This window comes from Methylomonas sp. EFPC3, assembly GCF_029643245.1.
GTDB classification, from domain to species: Bacteria; Pseudomonadota; Gammaproteobacteria; order Methylococcales; family Methylomonadaceae; genus Methylomonas; species Methylomonas koyamae_B.
The window spans coordinates 3,459,626-3,473,216 of record NZ_CP116398.1 but is presented as its reverse complement, the minus strand read 5'-3'; the positions used below and the strand labels follow the sequence as shown (position 1 = coordinate 3,473,216).

The following is a 13,591-nucleotide window of genomic DNA, read 5'->3' as shown; positions in this document are numbered from 1 at the left end:
GGGAACGGCTGATGCAACAACAATCCGAATCGAATACTCAAGCGCTGCGCTCCGGCCCGGTCGTCGCAGCCAGCCTGGCGTTATTGCTGGCATTTTTGACCTTGATGGTCAGCCACCATATTTCCCGGCTGTCGCCCGGCCTGGACAAACTGGTGCATAGCTACGGTTACTGGATTCCCGGCTCGCAAGGCAAGGGGCCGGACGGCAGCATCGGCTCTTACACCGGCAAGGAAACCCTGGCCATCGGCGTCTGGCTGTTGAGTTGGTTGGCATTCCACCTGATGTGGCGCAAACAGGATTTGGATTTGACGATCTGGACCCGGATTTTCGTCATCAGTCTGGCCGTCATTACGCTGGGTTTCTTTCACCCCTTGTCCGATCCGCTGGTGTTGTTCATCGCCGGCTTTTTTGGCCTGCCCTGAGGATAAGCCATGCCCAAGTTGTTAAATCTACTCGTCCCGATATGGCTGGTTTTGGCCGGCCCAAACGCTCTGGCGGAAGGCGTTTTGCTGAAATCAGAGCCGAAAAACGACGCCGAAGTGAGCAATTTCGATGGCACCGTCAAATTCTGGTTCAGCGGCAATGTCGGCGAACGCTCGCCGTCGGTCGTCGTGGTCGATGCCCACGGCAAACGGGTCGACAACGGCGACACCCGTCTGGTGTTGGGCGAACGCCACCGACTAACCGCAACCACCCAAGCCCTGCCGCCCGGCCCTTACGCCGTCCGCTATCGGGTGATTACCGAGGACGGGCTGGTGGTCAGCGGCATCTCCAAGTTTACCGTCGTCGCCGCAGCGGCGAGTCCGGAGGCCAAGCCATGAAAATGTTATCTGTTTTGATCTTGGCCGCTACCGCCCTCGGCCAAGCGCAGGCGTCGGTACCGCTGGGCGGCAACCGCAAAGGCGCCGACGGCAATTACGACCTGTACGGTTGCATGCTGACCAACGACTATTACGTGGTCAATTTTTCCGCCTATCAACTCGACCCGAACCAGGCCAAGGACGATAAATCCATACCGCAGGCCGAATGCGTCGATCTGCCGCGGGTCGGCAAAACCCAAATCTCGGTAGACCTGCTGGACCTGGATGTGCGGAAAAAACCGGTCGGCCTGAAGATTTTGCGCGAGGACGGTCAAGTCATTGCCGAAGTGCCGATGGCCGTGGTCAAGCAAGGCGTATTGACGGCCAGCGTGGATTTCAAAACCGCCGGCAAATACCAAGCCGTGCTGTCGGTGCAGGACTCCGATTTGCACACGCCGCCGGAAACCAGCGCCTTGCACATGCCGTTGACGGTAGCGATGGCGCCGCCGCCATCGGCAGCCAATGCCGGCAGCGCCAAAGGGCTGGGCGTGGTGTTCGGCGTGCTGGGCCTTTGCCTGGCGTTGGCCGCCTACTACATCCCGCGGCTGCTAAAGCCGCGCACCGACGGCAGCCCGTCGTAAGCTGTCGCCGATGCTGCGCGAATAGCGTGGCTCGATCCGGTCACCATTACTACCAGGAAACATTTATGAAAGCGACATTCCCAAAACCGTTTACGGCTTTAATCCTGGCAGGCTTGCTTGGCGCCTGCGCCCATCCGGAACGGCATGAGCAGGAGACCGCCGGTTTCGTACCCGGCCTGGGCGAAATCATGGCCCAAACCGCCACCCGCCATGCCAAGTTATGGTTTGCCGGACAGGCGCAAAATTGGGATCTGGCTGCTTACGAAGTCGACGAACTGCACGAAGGCATCGAAGATGCCGGCAAATACCACCCGACCCACAAACAGATTCGCCAACCGATTCCCGATCTGTTGGCGCTGTATCTGGACCAACCCTTGGCCGAGCTGGATCAAGCCGTGAAAGCCAAAAATCAACAGGCATTTATCGCGAATTACGATAAGCTTACCGCTGCCTGCAACGCCTGCCACCAAGCCACCGAATTCGGTTTCAACGTCGTGGTGCGACCCAGCTTCAACCCGTTCGCCAACCAGGCGTTCTGAGCGACGGCCTCGTTCGTTTAGGGTGAGCGGTTGCTGCAGCAAGACGTAGCGGCATTTATCCATTTCAGCAAGCGAACACTATGCGCAATTTTTTACCACGCCGGACGGCAGCCTGCCTGCTGTTGCCGGCAACATTCGCCGCGGCGGCCGGCCCGGTCCGCGACGATTTCGGCGTCTGGATCAGCAATACTTACCAAACCGACTTCGGCGGCAGCCCCTATCTGGCTTTTTTGGAACTGGCGCCCAGAACCAAGACCGACAACGACCAGTTCGCCCAAATCATCGTCCGGCCGCTGGTCGGTTACAAGCTGACCAAAAAGCTGCAACTCTGGGCCGGCTACACCTGGCAAGGCGAATACAACGAGCAGACCGATTTCGAATTGGCCACCAACGACGCCATGCAACAGTTGCAATGGGTCGACAACTGGTCACCGGAGTGGAATTTTCAGTACCGCTTCCGCCTGGAGCAACGCTTTTTCTCCGAAGAAGACAACGTCGCCCACCGCATGCGCCACCGCGTTCGTTTGGTGTACTCGATACCCGACACCAAAGCCTACCTGATAGCCATAGACGAGCTCTTCGTCTATTTCAATTCGCTGGACGACGGCCGCCTGGCGCGTTCGGTGCAAACCGGCATCAACCAGAACCGCAGCTACCTCGGCATCGGTTATAAATTGACGCCGGAGCTGAACGTCGACACCGGCTACCAACTGCAATACGTGCACAACTACGGCGCGCCGGATTTGGTCAACCATGTCTGGTTTACCAACATCAACGTCAACTTCTGAGGCGGTTCTGCCGCGCAAAAAAAGGGCGGCTCAGGCCGCCCCTAGTCGATACATGAAATAGAAACAGCCGTAACTGACTTCCTGTTACTGGAATTTGGTCAGACCGGCAAAGCCTGCGCGGGCTTCTTTCAATTCTTGTTCCGCGCCGGCGAAATCGGATTTCTTGGCCAACTCTCTGGCTTTTTTCATTTTCAAAACCACTTTGTCGCGCTCGAATTCGAATTTGTAGTTGGCGTTCAGTTCGCTGGCGCTCTCTGCAACTTCCTTGATCAAACTGGCGACTTTAGTCGGATCGGCCGAAGGAATCGCGTCCAAGGCAACCTGTATCTTGGCGTCCACTTCTTTCAATACCTCAGGCACGCTCTTTTTGGCTTCTTTGGCCAAGGTCGCGCCGGAAAAGCCCAGCATTGAAAAAAACAGGGTGAACGCGATTAAAACTTTTTTGAATGACATGTTTACTCTCGATAATTAAATTGAACGATGGGGGTAAAGCGAAATTTCCTGGTTTGCGATTGAACTTGGCTGAACGGAACTCCTTTGGTTGAAATTATTGCTTAATTTATTCGGGCTACGCCCCAGCGGGCTGGCGCGGCCAGCAATGCCGGGATGGCCCGATTTGCGGCAACGCCGAGCGCTAGTTGACTCAAAGTCGCTAAGGTAAAACCTGCGGTATAACCGAGCGCGTCGCTATCCAGCCAAATATCGTAAGCATGGGCGTATCCATGGCATACCGCGACGCCGGCAATCACCGATAACGACAAAGCCCAATGCAATTGGCGTCCCGACGCCAGCAGTAAGCCCAGCACCAAAATGCCGGCGTACATCAGCGTTTCGGGATGGGCAATCTCCAGCGGAACCAAAGCCATTGCGCCGCCCAACAACAGCAACGCCAGGAACGTCAGCGCCAGCGAGACGACGGCTCGACCATGGCCGCTACGGCAGATCCACAACCCGACAAAAAGCATCGTCAAGATATGGTCCGAACTGGAAAAAGGATGCAGCAATCCGCTGCCGAAACCGATCGCTTCGCCGGCCTCATGGAAAGGATGGGCATAGGCTGGCATCGAACCGGCCGAAAACATTAATATCGTTAACAAAAAACGCTTGAAAGACTTGCTCATAGTGACCTCTGCCTGCAAAGGGTTATGGTGGACACTGAACCTGGTTCGAACGGCGCGCCACTCCGAAATGATGGTTTGGCGGCACCAGCCCGACTTTGGAGGGCGTCAGCACCGGCACCACGCAAACGAGGGCTATCTTAGCAAAAATATGAAGTTTTAATAATATTTCATATTGACCGCATGCCCGCGCCAATCAGCAGAATCTTGCCAGAGCAACATGACAGGCTGTTGACCGGGCCGCCGGGTTACGCCAAAGCGAACATTCAGGGCGGGGTTCCGCCATTAAAACGCCCTTTTCCGCGGAACAGACGCAATCCCGACAAAACCGAGTTAGAACTCGTACTTGAACCCGGCCTGGACCAGACGCGGCATGCCGGGCTGGATACCTCGCACCCGGTCGGTGATATAAGTGTTGTCCAGCAGATTTTTCATCGCCACGAACAGGGTCAAATCCTTCTGCACTTTGTAGGAGCTGGCGAAGTTGACGACCACGTAGTCGTTGATTTTGCCGTAGCTGCCGCCCAATGCCGCGTTGCTGGTGGGCCCATCCGGGTGGTCGGCGCCGTTGTCCAGATTCAGGAAATCGGCATATTGTTCGCTGACGAAGGCCGCTTCCAAATGGGTGTCGAAGCCGTTGACATGCGAGTAGCCCAGGGTTGCGGTCAACAAGCTTTCCGGCGCGTACGGCGCGCGCTTGCCTGCGGCGGAACCGCGGACATTACCGCCCGGACAACTCGCAGGCAAAGTCCCGCTGGATAACGGCACACAACGGAAGGCCTCGGTGGTTTCTGCGGTCGGCAACCACATATAGGCGATTTGGGCGTAGGGGTTATGCGCCGAATCGAATACGTCACCGAAATCGGCCCGCGCCATCAGCTCGATCCCTTCGTACAAAGCCTTGCCCTGCGCCACCGGCACGGTGCCGCCGCCGACCGTACCTAACACGGTCAACGCCTCGAAGTCGTTGTGAAAGTATGTCAACTCGGCTTTGACGCCGCGCAGCGGCCGAGCGCGGATACCGAATTCGGTGTTCCAGCTGATCTCCGCGCCGATCTCTGCCGAACCGCCAGTATCGTTGTAAACCGCGTCTTCAACCCGCGGCGGCGCAAAACCGCGGTAAATCCCGAAGAACAGGTCGGCCCGATCGACAGGCGAATAGGTCAGCGCAAACGACGGCAGAATTTCGGTCAAGCTGTGCTGGCCTTGGGCACCATTCAGCAAATTGCTGCGGCTGTAGCCGACCGATTCGACGCGCACGCCCGGAGTAACCGTCCAGTCGCCCCGAATGAATTTGTTTTGGACAAATCCGGAATAGGCATCAGCGAAACGTTCGTTTTTTTCCAATAGCTGGCCTGCGCGAGCGCTCGGCGTAATTCCCCGGATCATTTCCCGGTCCTGGCTTTCGAAGTGGGCGCGGAAACCGGCGTCCAACCGACTTTCGATCCCGAACAAATTGTGTTTGGCATGCAGGGTCGGCGCCACGCCCCAGGTTTGGTAATTGCGCTTGCGGCCGACCGTGTAATTACACAAATCCATATCGATCGGGATTCCGTTTTGGCGGCTGGCAACGTAAGCCGGATAACTTGCCGAGCATTGGCTTTCGGTCGGAAATTCGTTCTGCTGCCGCCACCAGTTACGTTCGTAGGCCGACCAATAAAAACTGGTTTCCAGGGTCACGTCACTGTTGAAGCTGTGTTCGTAAGTCGCGGAAGTCGACCAACGGTCGTTGGTGAAACTGGCGTTTTTGTCCGGGTTATAGCGGGCACCCAACTGGCGGTATTCGGCGTCGGTCAAACCGAAGGCCGCGCCAGGTTCGTCCTGATAGTAAAAGTCTCCGCGTAAAGTCAGACGATTGCGGGCATCGAAGTCGACGATACTTTTCAGATTGACGTCATCGACCACGGCAAAGGTGTTGTCGCGGTTTGCCATGCCTTCCTTGTGAAGGTAATCGATTACGCCGCCCACTGCGTCCAGGCCTTGAACGTTCTTGACCATGCCGCCGTAGCGGGCGTGGCCGTTCAAATAGTCCCGATTACCGCCGGTAAAACTGACGAAGCCGCCGGGAGTATTAGGTACTTTCGGTGTGAGATAATTGACCGCACCATTGATGGTTTGCGGGCCGAACTGAGTCAAATCCGCGCCTTTGTAGATTTCGATGCCGTCGTAGCGCTCGATCGGCGGATGGTAGTAAATATCGTTGTCGCCGTAGGGCGCGAAGTTGAAAGGAATGCCGTCTTCCAGAAACAACACCTTGGTGGAGCGGAACGGGTTCTGGCCGCGAAAGGCGATATTCGGCCGCAAACCGAAGCCATCTTCATCTCGGACGTAGACGCCCGGCGCCTTGCGCAGGGCTTCGTTAACGGTAAAGACTTGATCCCGTTCCAAGGTGTCTTTACCGATCACCGCCGTCGAACCGGAAAAAGTCGCCGCTTTTTCGACGCTTTCCGCCACTTCGATGCTGGTCAGCATGTCGGCGGCATTGTCGGCTGAAAGGGAATGGGTTTCGGGTTCGGCGGTCGCGACGTTGTGGGCCATCAGGCCGGCCAGCAATGCCGGCAGTAATCCGTGTTGTTTTTGCATACGATTCAGTTCGCTTCAAGTTTGGTTGGCACCGCATCCAAGCTCCGGCGAGCCGAAACTGAATGCCGGCGCGCACTGTAACCAAGCTAGCTGAATCGAAACTGAAAATCCCGGCGCGTTGAATCCGGTTTAGCGTTGCAACGCCAATCTCACCGTGACCAAAAAGCCGCCCAGCGCCTTACTGCGGCCAAAATTCATCGTGCCCTGGTAGGTAGCGACGATGTCCGCCACGATACCGAGGCCCAGGCCGTGGCCCTGCACCGATTCGTCCAGGCGCCGGCCGCGTTGGGTCAAGTGTTGCAGGCCATCGACGGCGCAACCGGGGCCGTCGTCGGCAACGCGGATCAGCAATTGCTCGGCCAATTCCAACTCCACGTCGATCCGCTGTCTTGCCCACTTGCAGGCGTTATCCAACAGGTTGCCGAGGATTTCCATCAAGTCTTCCCGGTCGAAATGCAGTGGTTGGTTGGGCGAGGTCACTTGTATGTCCAGCGGCTTGTCGGCGTAAATCGCTCGCAGGGTCTTTTTCAAGGCGATGATTTCCCGATGCGGATTGCAGGCCGGGGCGGCCTGTTGGTCGCCGGCAATCCGGGCCCGTTTCAGTTCGCGCTCGATATAACGCTGGATGGTTTCGGTCTGGGTGCTGACTTGCTGCTTCAAGTCCGGGCGGCTATCGAATAGCGGATCGTCGGCGACTCGCAGCAACAGAGCCATCGGCGATTTCAGCGCGTGTGCCAGATTGCCCATCGCCGTGCGTGACTGTTGCAGACGCCGCACCACGACCGCCAACAGGTGGTTGATTTCCATGACCAGCGGTTTGACTTCCTCTGGCACCTGGGCGTCGATTTTTTGCCGGTCGCCGTTGGCGACCTGCTCCAGCTCGCCTCCCACTGCGTGCAAGGGTCGCAGCGCGCGGCGGATGTCCCAGCGCAACAAGGCGATCGCGCTGAACAAAATCAGCAAGGTCAGGCCGAAATAAGCCGCGCGAATCGCGGTGATGTCGTGGTCCACCGCCGACAGGTCTTCGGCAATGCTGATGTTGATTCTATGCCCGAATTTGACCACACCCACGCTCAGCACCAACAGCGGGGTGCGGTTGGGTCCGGTCGCGTGGTACAGCATCGATTGCTGCGGCCCGACGGCTGCGACGGTCAGCGGGAAATCCAGCAAGGACGGCGACGGATAAGCCTGGGCGTCGACCTTAACCAGGTAGTAATGGCCGGACAGGCGTCGGTTATAAACCGAACTGATATGGAAGCTGTCGAAGGTGACTTGGTCGTCTTCGCGATAGGCCAGCGTCTCCAGCAGCGAATAGCCGTCGTCAGCCAAGCGGTTGGCCATCTGCTTTTCCGCGGCGCTGCGGATAATCCAGTCGGCGGCCAGCCAATGCAGGATGAAAATCGCGCACAATACCGCGATCAGGCCGCGGCCCAGGCGCTTACGTAACGACATCATGGCCTGAGGCCGAACAGATAGCCCTGGCCGCGCCGGGTGTGGATCAAATCGTTACCGACGATCTTGCGCAGGCGTTTGACGTAGACTTCCAGTACGTTGCTGTCGGGCTCGGCCGATTCGCTGTAAACGTGTTCGCCCAGTTGTGCCTTGCTCAACACCTTGCCGGCGTTGAGCATGAAGTAACGCAATAGCCTGAATTCGATCGCGGTCAGCGGCTGGGCCTCACCGCCGGCTGGTGTCGCGGTTTGCTCGTCTTCGTCGAGTTCGACGCCAAACACCGTTAATCTGGACTGGTTGAAATGGTGTACCCGCTTCAAAACCGCCTGTAAGCGGGCCAGCAATTCTTGGGGATGGCAGGGTTTGCAGACGTAATCGTCGGCGCCGGCCTTGAAACCGTCGACGATTTCGTACCAGGCATCGCGGGCGGTCAACACAATGACCGGCATGGCGTTACTGGCGTCGCGCCAGCATTTCAGCACCTCCAGGCCGGCGAGTTTGGGCAAACCAAGATCGAGGATCGCCGCATCGTATTGTTCGGTGGCGCCGAGGAATTCACCTTGCTCACCGTCGCCAGCGGTATCGACGATGTAGCCGGCGCCGCGCAAATCGGCGGCCAGCAGTACAGCAAAGGCCGGATCGTCCTCGACCAGTAACAGACGCATAAATGCCGTAGTTACATCGCGTGCATTTTGTAGTCGACTCGCGGATAGCCCTTCTTGTCGCGCGGATCGGCCTGTTCGGCATCACCAAGCTCGGCGCGCTGTTTGCCGGATTCGGTAAGCAATTGCTCCCAGTTTTGATAACTCGCATATTTCGGGTCGCCGGCAGATTTGCGCGCGCCGAACGCGGCCTGCCCCAGTTCGATCAACTGCGACGGGGTCTTGCCGTCTATCGTTTTCAGAAAGTCGGCTTCGTGCTTGAGCTGCTCCCGCACCAACCAGTAGGCCACTTCGAACGGTAACTGGCGATCCGGCGGCAAGTGCTGTTTGATGCGATTCATCGATTTGTGGGCGGCTTGCAAATTCCTGGCGTTGATTTGGTCCGGCGCTCCGCAGCCGGCCGTCAGCAACGCCAATAACACCAGCCCGAATCCCAATTTCACTATCTTCACAACGCCCCCAACCGACCAGCGCCGGCCAATCCGAAATCAAATAATGGGCGCGAATCGGCGATCCGCGCGCTATCTCCCGCCCATCCGGGAGAGCGGCGATCTTAACATAAATATGAATTATATTTTTTTTGTCACACGCGCTTGCAGGCAGCCGGCGAAACCGGCCCAACTGGCAATAAGGGGGATTTGGCTTGGAATGAAACGGTGCCTAGGAAATCGGCGGCTCGTCTTGCAACGAAAATATGATCGGCACTAACACCGAGCTGGCGACGGCAACATCGTCGCGCTTGGCCGGCACGAAGCGCCATTGTTTGACGGCCTCCAGCGCCGACTCGTCGAGCAACTCGTGGCCGCAGCTTTGCTCGAGCGCCACGGTTTCGGCGCGGCCCTCGGTGTCCACTTGCACCCGCAGCAGGACCTTGCCCTGCCAGCCCCGACTGCGGGCAATGCTCGGATAGTCCGGTTTCGGGTTGTGCTGGTACTCAGCACTCAGGTAGGCCTCGGTAAACGCCGGTTTTTCGCCGTCAGCTACCACATCCTGGGCAATCTCGGGCCGGTTGGTCTGAATTTCTGGTTTCGGGGCTTGATCGAGGACCTGGTCCAACACCGAGAAATCGGATGCCGGCGCCTGGGGGATAACGCGCTTCAGTTTGGGCTTGGGTTGCGGTTTTTTCTGCGCCGGATTGGCGGTTTCCGGCGGTGCGGCTCGGGCCGGCGCGGCCTGCGCCGCCCGGATCTTGATGGTGGAAACTTGCAATGGCAAGGGTTGCGCGACTGCCTGCGCAATACTGGGGCAAAACAAACAACGGACCCCGAAAAAATGCAGCGCGGCGACGGCCGCCACTATGCCGGCCAAGACCGCAAGATTAGACGAACGCTCCTTTCGATAGGCGCCGGCGGCCGGCTGAGGCACTCCGCGCAGACCCGCAGCAGCGAAAGGCGGCAGTGGGTTTCGAGCAATTACAAATCCGTTTTGGCCAGCTCTGGGAAATAGCACGCAACTGCGGAGAGAAAATTAAGCGAATTGTAAAAATTGTCCGATAAATGCAAGGAATCAGCCAGACCGGCAAACTGCGGCCAATTGCCGCATCGCTGCCGCACCGTGACCGATTAAAGCAGGGTCCGTTCGATAAACCAGTATGCTCCGACCAGGCAAACCAGCGCCGAACAGCCTTTCAGAAACTTGTCGGCATAGGGCTTGTGGTTCAGCCACCAAATCAGCGGCAAGACGACGGATGCGACTGCGATTTGGCCGGTCTCGATACCGAGATTGAACGACAACAAGGGCATCAGGATGCCGCTATCGCCGGAACTGATATCCAACTCGCGCAACACGCTGGCAAAGCCGAAGCCGTGGATCAAGCCGAAACTGAAGGTCAGCCATTCCCGACCTTTGGGGTGATCGCCCCGAATCAGGTTTTCGACGCTGACATACACAATCGTCGCAGCGATGAACGGTTCGACGAAACTGCTCGGCAAATCCACCAGATTCAAGCCGGCGCAGGCCAGCGTGATGGAATGGGCGATCGTGAAAAAGGTGACGATTTTGATCGCCGGCCAGAAGCTGTGGGTGACCGCCAGCAGCGCGAACAGAAACAGCAAATGGTCGTAACCGGTCAGGATATGCTCGACGCCCAGCTTCAGAAAATCCAGAAAGGTCGAACCGGCGTGGCCGGCCTCGGCGCCGGCGGCTGCGGTGAGATCGAGCTGGAATTGGTCATCATCGCGGCGCAGCATTTTCTCGGCGATTTGTTTACCGCCGGCATCGCGTACGGTCAGATGCTGCTGGTGGCCGTCCTGTAACCAGGCCAGAAACTTGGACTGCATCAGCAATTGCCGTTTCGGCGCCGGCTGGAAATTGAATTCGACATGGGCATTGTTCTGGTCGTCGTAATTCACGCTACCCGGCACAACCGGCAGAACGTCGGCACCGTCGATGTTGACCCGGGTCTGCTCGGCCAGGAGTTGGGCCACGGCGGGTTTGGCCGCTTCGCGTTCGGCGGCGCTGACCTCGGCATCCAGGTCGGTATCCATCGGCGAAAAGGCTTCGATGTCCTGCAAAGCAAAGGTCATTTTGGCGACGACGCGGTCGGCTTGCATCGTCAACTCTATCGAACTCAAACCCGGCGCGTGCGCCGCGGCCCAGTTCGAAATCAAAAGCAAAACCATCGCCAAAACATACCTGCAGCCGGCCGACGCCGACATGTCCCACAATCTAGCCATCGGCTTTATTCCTGCTCTGCGGCGGCTTTGCGTTTCCGGCGCAGCAAATAAACCAGAAAGCCCGCCACCGCCGCGATCGCCGCAGCGACGCCGCCGATGACCAGCCAGGGCGGTTGCTGGCCGTCCGGCGCCACACCGACTTGCAAGGCGACGCGGAATTTATCGTCGTCCTCGATCGCATCGCCGATCAGCAGATACAAGACGTAATCGCCGGTTTTATCGACATCGGCTTGGGCCTCGACGGCGCCTTTCGGATAGAGCTTGGCCGGAATTTCGGTAACGGTGCGAATTTCGCGGATGTCATCCGGCACTTTTTGCCCGGTTTTTTCGACTTCCACCAAGCGGATGCCGATCGGCGTGCTGCGGATGTCGCGATCGATCAAATCGGCGGTGAAAAACATTTTGCCGGCGCGCGGGATTTGTTGGCAAAACGGCACGAAGGCGGTTTTGGCGTCGACGGTTTTGTCGTTCTTGTCGGGCTGCAGATAGGCGCTGAAATGCACCGCGTAAAAGTCGTTGGCGATAATGCAATCCAGGTCGGGCCGGTTACCCAGGGCGTTGGATTGTTTGGTGCCGAAATCGAGTTTGTCGCAACCGCTCAGCAACAGGGCGCCTAGCAGGACTAGCGCCCAAAACGCGGAAAATCTTTGAATTGTCATGACTGAAGCCGATTAAGGTTTGATGGTGAATTCGAACTTGCCGGTAACGATGTGGGTATCTTCGGAAACCACCCGGTAACGTACGGTATAGACGCCGGGCGCCAGCGTCGGCACGGTGGCGTGGATATTGGCGCCGTTGGTCAGGCTTTGCTCGACGTCGTGGTTGTCGACCCGTTTGCCGGTGCTGTCGATCACGGCCAGCGCCTTGTACTCGCTGCGCACCGCGTCGTTAAACCACAAATCGATTTGCTTCGGCGATTCGGTCAGCGTCTCGTCCTTGGCCGGTTGCGACTTCACCAGAATCGCATGGGCAAAAACTGGTAACGGACTCAATAGCGCGAGCGCCAGCAAGCCGGGTTTTATTATTGTTGTTATGTCTAACTTGGGCATGACCACCTCTTAAATTCGTAAAATCATTGTAAAACGGCTGCCGACCAGACTTTGCCGGTCGGCGATTGCTCCAGCCACATCGCCAAAAACCCGTTCGGCGTCGCCAGGATGCGCGGAAAGGATGCCGCGGCGGGCGACAATTGCCGGGCCGGTAACCAGCTGCGGCCGCTATCGGCCGATTCGCTGAAATAGACCCGCGAACCCTCCGGCCCCAATGCATCCCACACTGCCACCAATCGGCCGGAGCCGGCGGCAATATCGGCATGGAACGCCGGGCCTTCGCCCAGACGTTGCGGCGGCGTCCAACTGGCGCCGTTATCGTTGGATTGCATATGATACAACCCAACCCGGTTTTCCGCGCCGGTCCAGACCACGCTGTGCAACGATCGGTCGCCGGCCAGCGCCAAACCGCCGCCGTTGTGCGGGCAACCGTCGAACTGCCAGCCGAAGGCGCCGACGCTGCCGGCCCGGCGCCAGGTTGCTCCCGCGTCGGCCGACTGTGCCAGTGCCATGTCCCGCGGCACCATATCTCGATACAACGCATTAATCCCGCCGTCCGCACCCGCCGCCAGCCGGTTCCAGCAACAGGAACAACTGGTGTCGTCTATGGTTTGCGCCAGTTCCCAATGTTGGCCGGCGTCGCTGGAGCGGGCATAACGCAGGCCTTGGTAACCATTCTCGTCCCTGTCGTCCAGCCAGACGGCATGGAAGCGGCCGTCGGCGTCCGCCAGCAAATCGGGGTGGGACTGGTCGGCATCGCTGCCGGTCGGCTTGGCGCCGGCCGTCCAGGTTCGCCCGCCATCGCTGGAATAGGCGCTGGCCAGCGGCCCCATGCCGGGCAATTCGCCGGTGGCTTGCCAAACCGCCAGCAGATTCTCGCCGCTGGCGGCGATCTGGATATCGTTGCCGGCTTTGGATTCGATCGGCCGGCCGGCGCTTGGCGCGATGGCTTGCGGCGCCGACCAGTGTAAGCCGCCATCGTCGGAATGCAGGTAGGCAACAGAAGGCGTTTTAGTATCGGTGGCCGTGGCCAGGAAAACGGCATGCAGCCGGTTCCGGTCCAGGTACACATCGAAACTGGCGACATTTTGCAAGTGCAAGGCCGGCAGATCGACCGGCGCCGTTAGCGTCGCAGCCAGCGGCTTGGCGGCCGGTTGACCGAGGCCGGGGATATCGCCGCAACCGGGCAATCCAACAACGCTAAATAGCGCAATCCAAAAATGAGCGGTCCTGGAATTCGGCATGGCCTAATAACGGGTTGATCGAAAAGCGCCGATTACACCA

Annotated in this window: 16 protein-coding genes; 5 read left to right on the top strand and 11 right to left on the bottom strand. The window is 58.4% G+C overall.

Annotated elements, in window-relative coordinates; all coding sequences use genetic code 11:
- Window positions 1–11 precede the first annotated feature (11 nt).
- The 5 genes from PL263_RS15595 (at window position 12) to PL263_RS15575 (ending at window position 2,768) form a co-directional block, all read left to right on the top strand.
- The gene (locus tag PL263_RS15595) at window positions 12–422 is read left to right on the top strand and encodes a hypothetical protein (RefSeq protein ID WP_278210205.1); all 411 of its coding nucleotides are present in this window, start codon (window positions 12–14) and stop codon (window positions 420–422) included.
- Window positions 423–431: 9 nt separating this feature from the next.
- On the top strand, window positions 432–821 hold the full coding sequence (locus PL263_RS15590) for a copper resistance protein CopC (protein WP_278210202.1): 390 nt from the start codon (window positions 432–434) through the stop codon (window positions 819–821).
- On the top strand, window positions 818–1,441 hold the full coding sequence (locus PL263_RS15585; protein WP_278210200.1) for a hypothetical protein: 624 nt from the start codon (window positions 818–820) through the stop codon (window positions 1,439–1,441). The genes PL263_RS15590 and PL263_RS15585 overlap by 4 nt, the downstream gene beginning before the upstream one ends.
- 65 nt (window positions 1,442–1,506) lie before the next feature.
- Window positions 1,507–1,980, top strand: a complete 474-nt coding sequence (locus PL263_RS15580; RefSeq protein WP_260839166.1) for a hypothetical protein — start codon at window positions 1,507–1,509, stop codon at window positions 1,978–1,980.
- Window positions 1,981–2,060: 80 nt separating this feature from the next.
- A complete protein-coding gene (locus tag PL263_RS15575) occupies window positions 2,061–2,768 on the top strand; it encodes a DUF2490 domain-containing protein (protein WP_140910738.1) in 708 nt (235 codons plus the stop codon).
- An 84-nt stretch (window positions 2,769–2,852) separates the two neighbouring features.
- Here the strand turns inward: PL263_RS15575 and PL263_RS15570 are convergent, their stop codons facing one another.
- The 11 genes from PL263_RS15570 to PL263_RS15520 form a co-directional block, all read right to left on the bottom strand.
- Window positions 2,853–3,221: a hypothetical protein gene (locus tag PL263_RS15570; protein WP_140910739.1), complete on the bottom strand. Its 369-nt coding sequence runs from the start codon at window positions 3,219–3,221 to the stop codon at window positions 2,853–2,855.
- A 101-nt stretch (window positions 3,222–3,322) separates the two neighbouring features.
- The gene (locus PL263_RS15565; RefSeq protein WP_278210197.1) at window positions 3,323–3,889 is read right to left on the bottom strand and encodes a HupE/UreJ family protein; all 567 of its coding nucleotides are present in this window, start codon (window positions 3,887–3,889) and stop codon (window positions 3,323–3,325) included.
- Between the two features lie 330 nt (window positions 3,890–4,219).
- Window positions 4,220–6,469 carry a TonB-dependent receptor gene (locus tag PL263_RS15560; RefSeq protein WP_278210196.1) on the bottom strand — a complete coding sequence of 750 codons (2,250 nt, stop codon included), beginning with the start codon at window positions 6,467–6,469 and terminating at the stop codon, window positions 4,220–4,222.
- A gap of 129 nt (window positions 6,470–6,598) precedes the next feature.
- On the bottom strand, window positions 6,599–7,924 hold the full coding sequence (locus tag PL263_RS15555) for a sensor histidine kinase (protein ID WP_278210194.1): 1,326 nt from the start codon (window positions 7,922–7,924) through the stop codon (window positions 6,599–6,601).
- On the bottom strand, window positions 7,921–8,586 hold the full coding sequence (locus tag PL263_RS15550; protein WP_278210193.1) for a response regulator transcription factor: 666 nt from the start codon (window positions 8,584–8,586) through the stop codon (window positions 7,921–7,923). Before PL263_RS15550 ends, PL263_RS15555 begins: the two co-directional genes overlap by 4 nt.
- 11 nt (window positions 8,587–8,597) lie before the next feature.
- Window positions 8,598–9,035, bottom strand: coding sequence for a hypothetical protein (locus PL263_RS15545; protein WP_278210191.1), 438 nt, complete (start codon window positions 9,033–9,035; stop codon window positions 8,598–8,600).
- Between the two features lie 208 nt (window positions 9,036–9,243).
- Window positions 9,244–9,798 carry an energy transducer TonB gene (locus PL263_RS15540; RefSeq protein WP_278210188.1) on the bottom strand — a complete coding sequence of 185 codons (555 nt, stop codon included), beginning with the start codon at window positions 9,796–9,798 and terminating at the stop codon, window positions 9,244–9,246.
- A 347-nt stretch (window positions 9,799–10,145) separates the two neighbouring features.
- Window positions 10,146–11,258, bottom strand: a complete 1,113-nt coding sequence (locus tag PL263_RS15535; protein ID WP_278210186.1) for a HupE/UreJ family protein — start codon at window positions 11,256–11,258, stop codon at window positions 10,146–10,148.
- A 5-nt stretch (window positions 11,259–11,263) separates the two neighbouring features.
- Window positions 11,264–11,917 (bottom strand): hypothetical protein, encoded by a 654-nt coding sequence (locus PL263_RS15530; protein ID WP_278210184.1) that lies wholly within the window; start codon window positions 11,915–11,917, stop codon window positions 11,264–11,266.
- A 12-nt stretch (window positions 11,918–11,929) separates the two neighbouring features.
- Complete coding sequence (locus PL263_RS15525; protein ID WP_140910745.1) at window positions 11,930–12,307, bottom strand: copper resistance CopC family protein; 378 nt, start codon at window positions 12,305–12,307, stop codon at window positions 11,930–11,932.
- A gap of 23 nt (window positions 12,308–12,330) precedes the next feature.
- Window positions 12,331–13,551, bottom strand: coding sequence for a sialidase family protein (locus tag PL263_RS15520; protein WP_278210183.1), 1,221 nt, complete (start codon window positions 13,549–13,551; stop codon window positions 12,331–12,333).
- Window positions 13,552–13,591: the final 40 nt, after the last annotated feature.

Excerpts from the sequence above, each read along its gene's own strand:
- PL263_RS15595 (WP_278210205.1), top strand. The coding sequence starts at position 12 with ATGCAACAACAATCCGAATCGAATACTCAAGCGCTGCGCTCCGGCCCG.
- PL263_RS15590 (WP_278210202.1), top strand. The coding sequence starts at position 432 with ATGCCCAAGTTGTTAAATCTACTCGTCCCGATATGGCTGGTTTTGGCC.
- PL263_RS15585 (WP_278210200.1), top strand. The coding sequence starts at position 818 with ATGAAAATGTTATCTGTTTTGATCTTGGCCGCTACCGCCCTCGGCCAA.
- PL263_RS15580 (WP_260839166.1), top strand. The coding sequence starts at position 1,507 with ATGAAAGCGACATTCCCAAAACCGTTTACGGCTTTAATCCTGGCAGGC.
- PL263_RS15575 (WP_140910738.1), top strand. The coding sequence starts at position 2,061 with ATGCGCAATTTTTTACCACGCCGGACGGCAGCCTGCCTGCTGTTGCCG.
- PL263_RS15570 (WP_140910739.1), bottom strand. The coding sequence starts at position 3,221 with ATGTCATTCAAAAAAGTTTTAATCGCGTTCACCCTGTTTTTTTCAATG.
- PL263_RS15565 (WP_278210197.1), bottom strand. The coding sequence starts at position 3,889 with ATGAGCAAGTCTTTCAAGCGTTTTTTGTTAACGATATTAATGTTTTCG.
- PL263_RS15560 (WP_278210196.1), bottom strand. The coding sequence starts at position 6,469 with ATGCAAAAACAACACGGATTACTGCCGGCATTGCTGGCCGGCCTGATG.
- PL263_RS15555 (WP_278210194.1), bottom strand. The coding sequence starts at position 7,924 with ATGATGTCGTTACGTAAGCGCCTGGGCCGCGGCCTGATCGCGGTATTG.
- PL263_RS15550 (WP_278210193.1), bottom strand. The coding sequence starts at position 8,586 with ATGCGTCTGTTACTGGTCGAGGACGATCCGGCCTTTGCTGTACTGCTG.
- PL263_RS15535 (WP_278210186.1), bottom strand. The coding sequence starts at position 11,258 with ATGGCTAGATTGTGGGACATGTCGGCGTCGGCCGGCTGCAGGTATGTT.
- PL263_RS15530 (WP_278210184.1), bottom strand. The coding sequence starts at position 11,917 with ATGACAATTCAAAGATTTTCCGCGTTTTGGGCGCTAGTCCTGCTAGGC.
- PL263_RS15525 (WP_140910745.1), bottom strand. The coding sequence starts at position 12,307 with ATGCCCAAGTTAGACATAACAACAATAATAAAACCCGGCTTGCTGGCG.
- PL263_RS15520 (WP_278210183.1), bottom strand. The coding sequence starts at position 13,551 with ATGCCGAATTCCAGGACCGCTCATTTTTGGATTGCGCTATTTAGCGTT.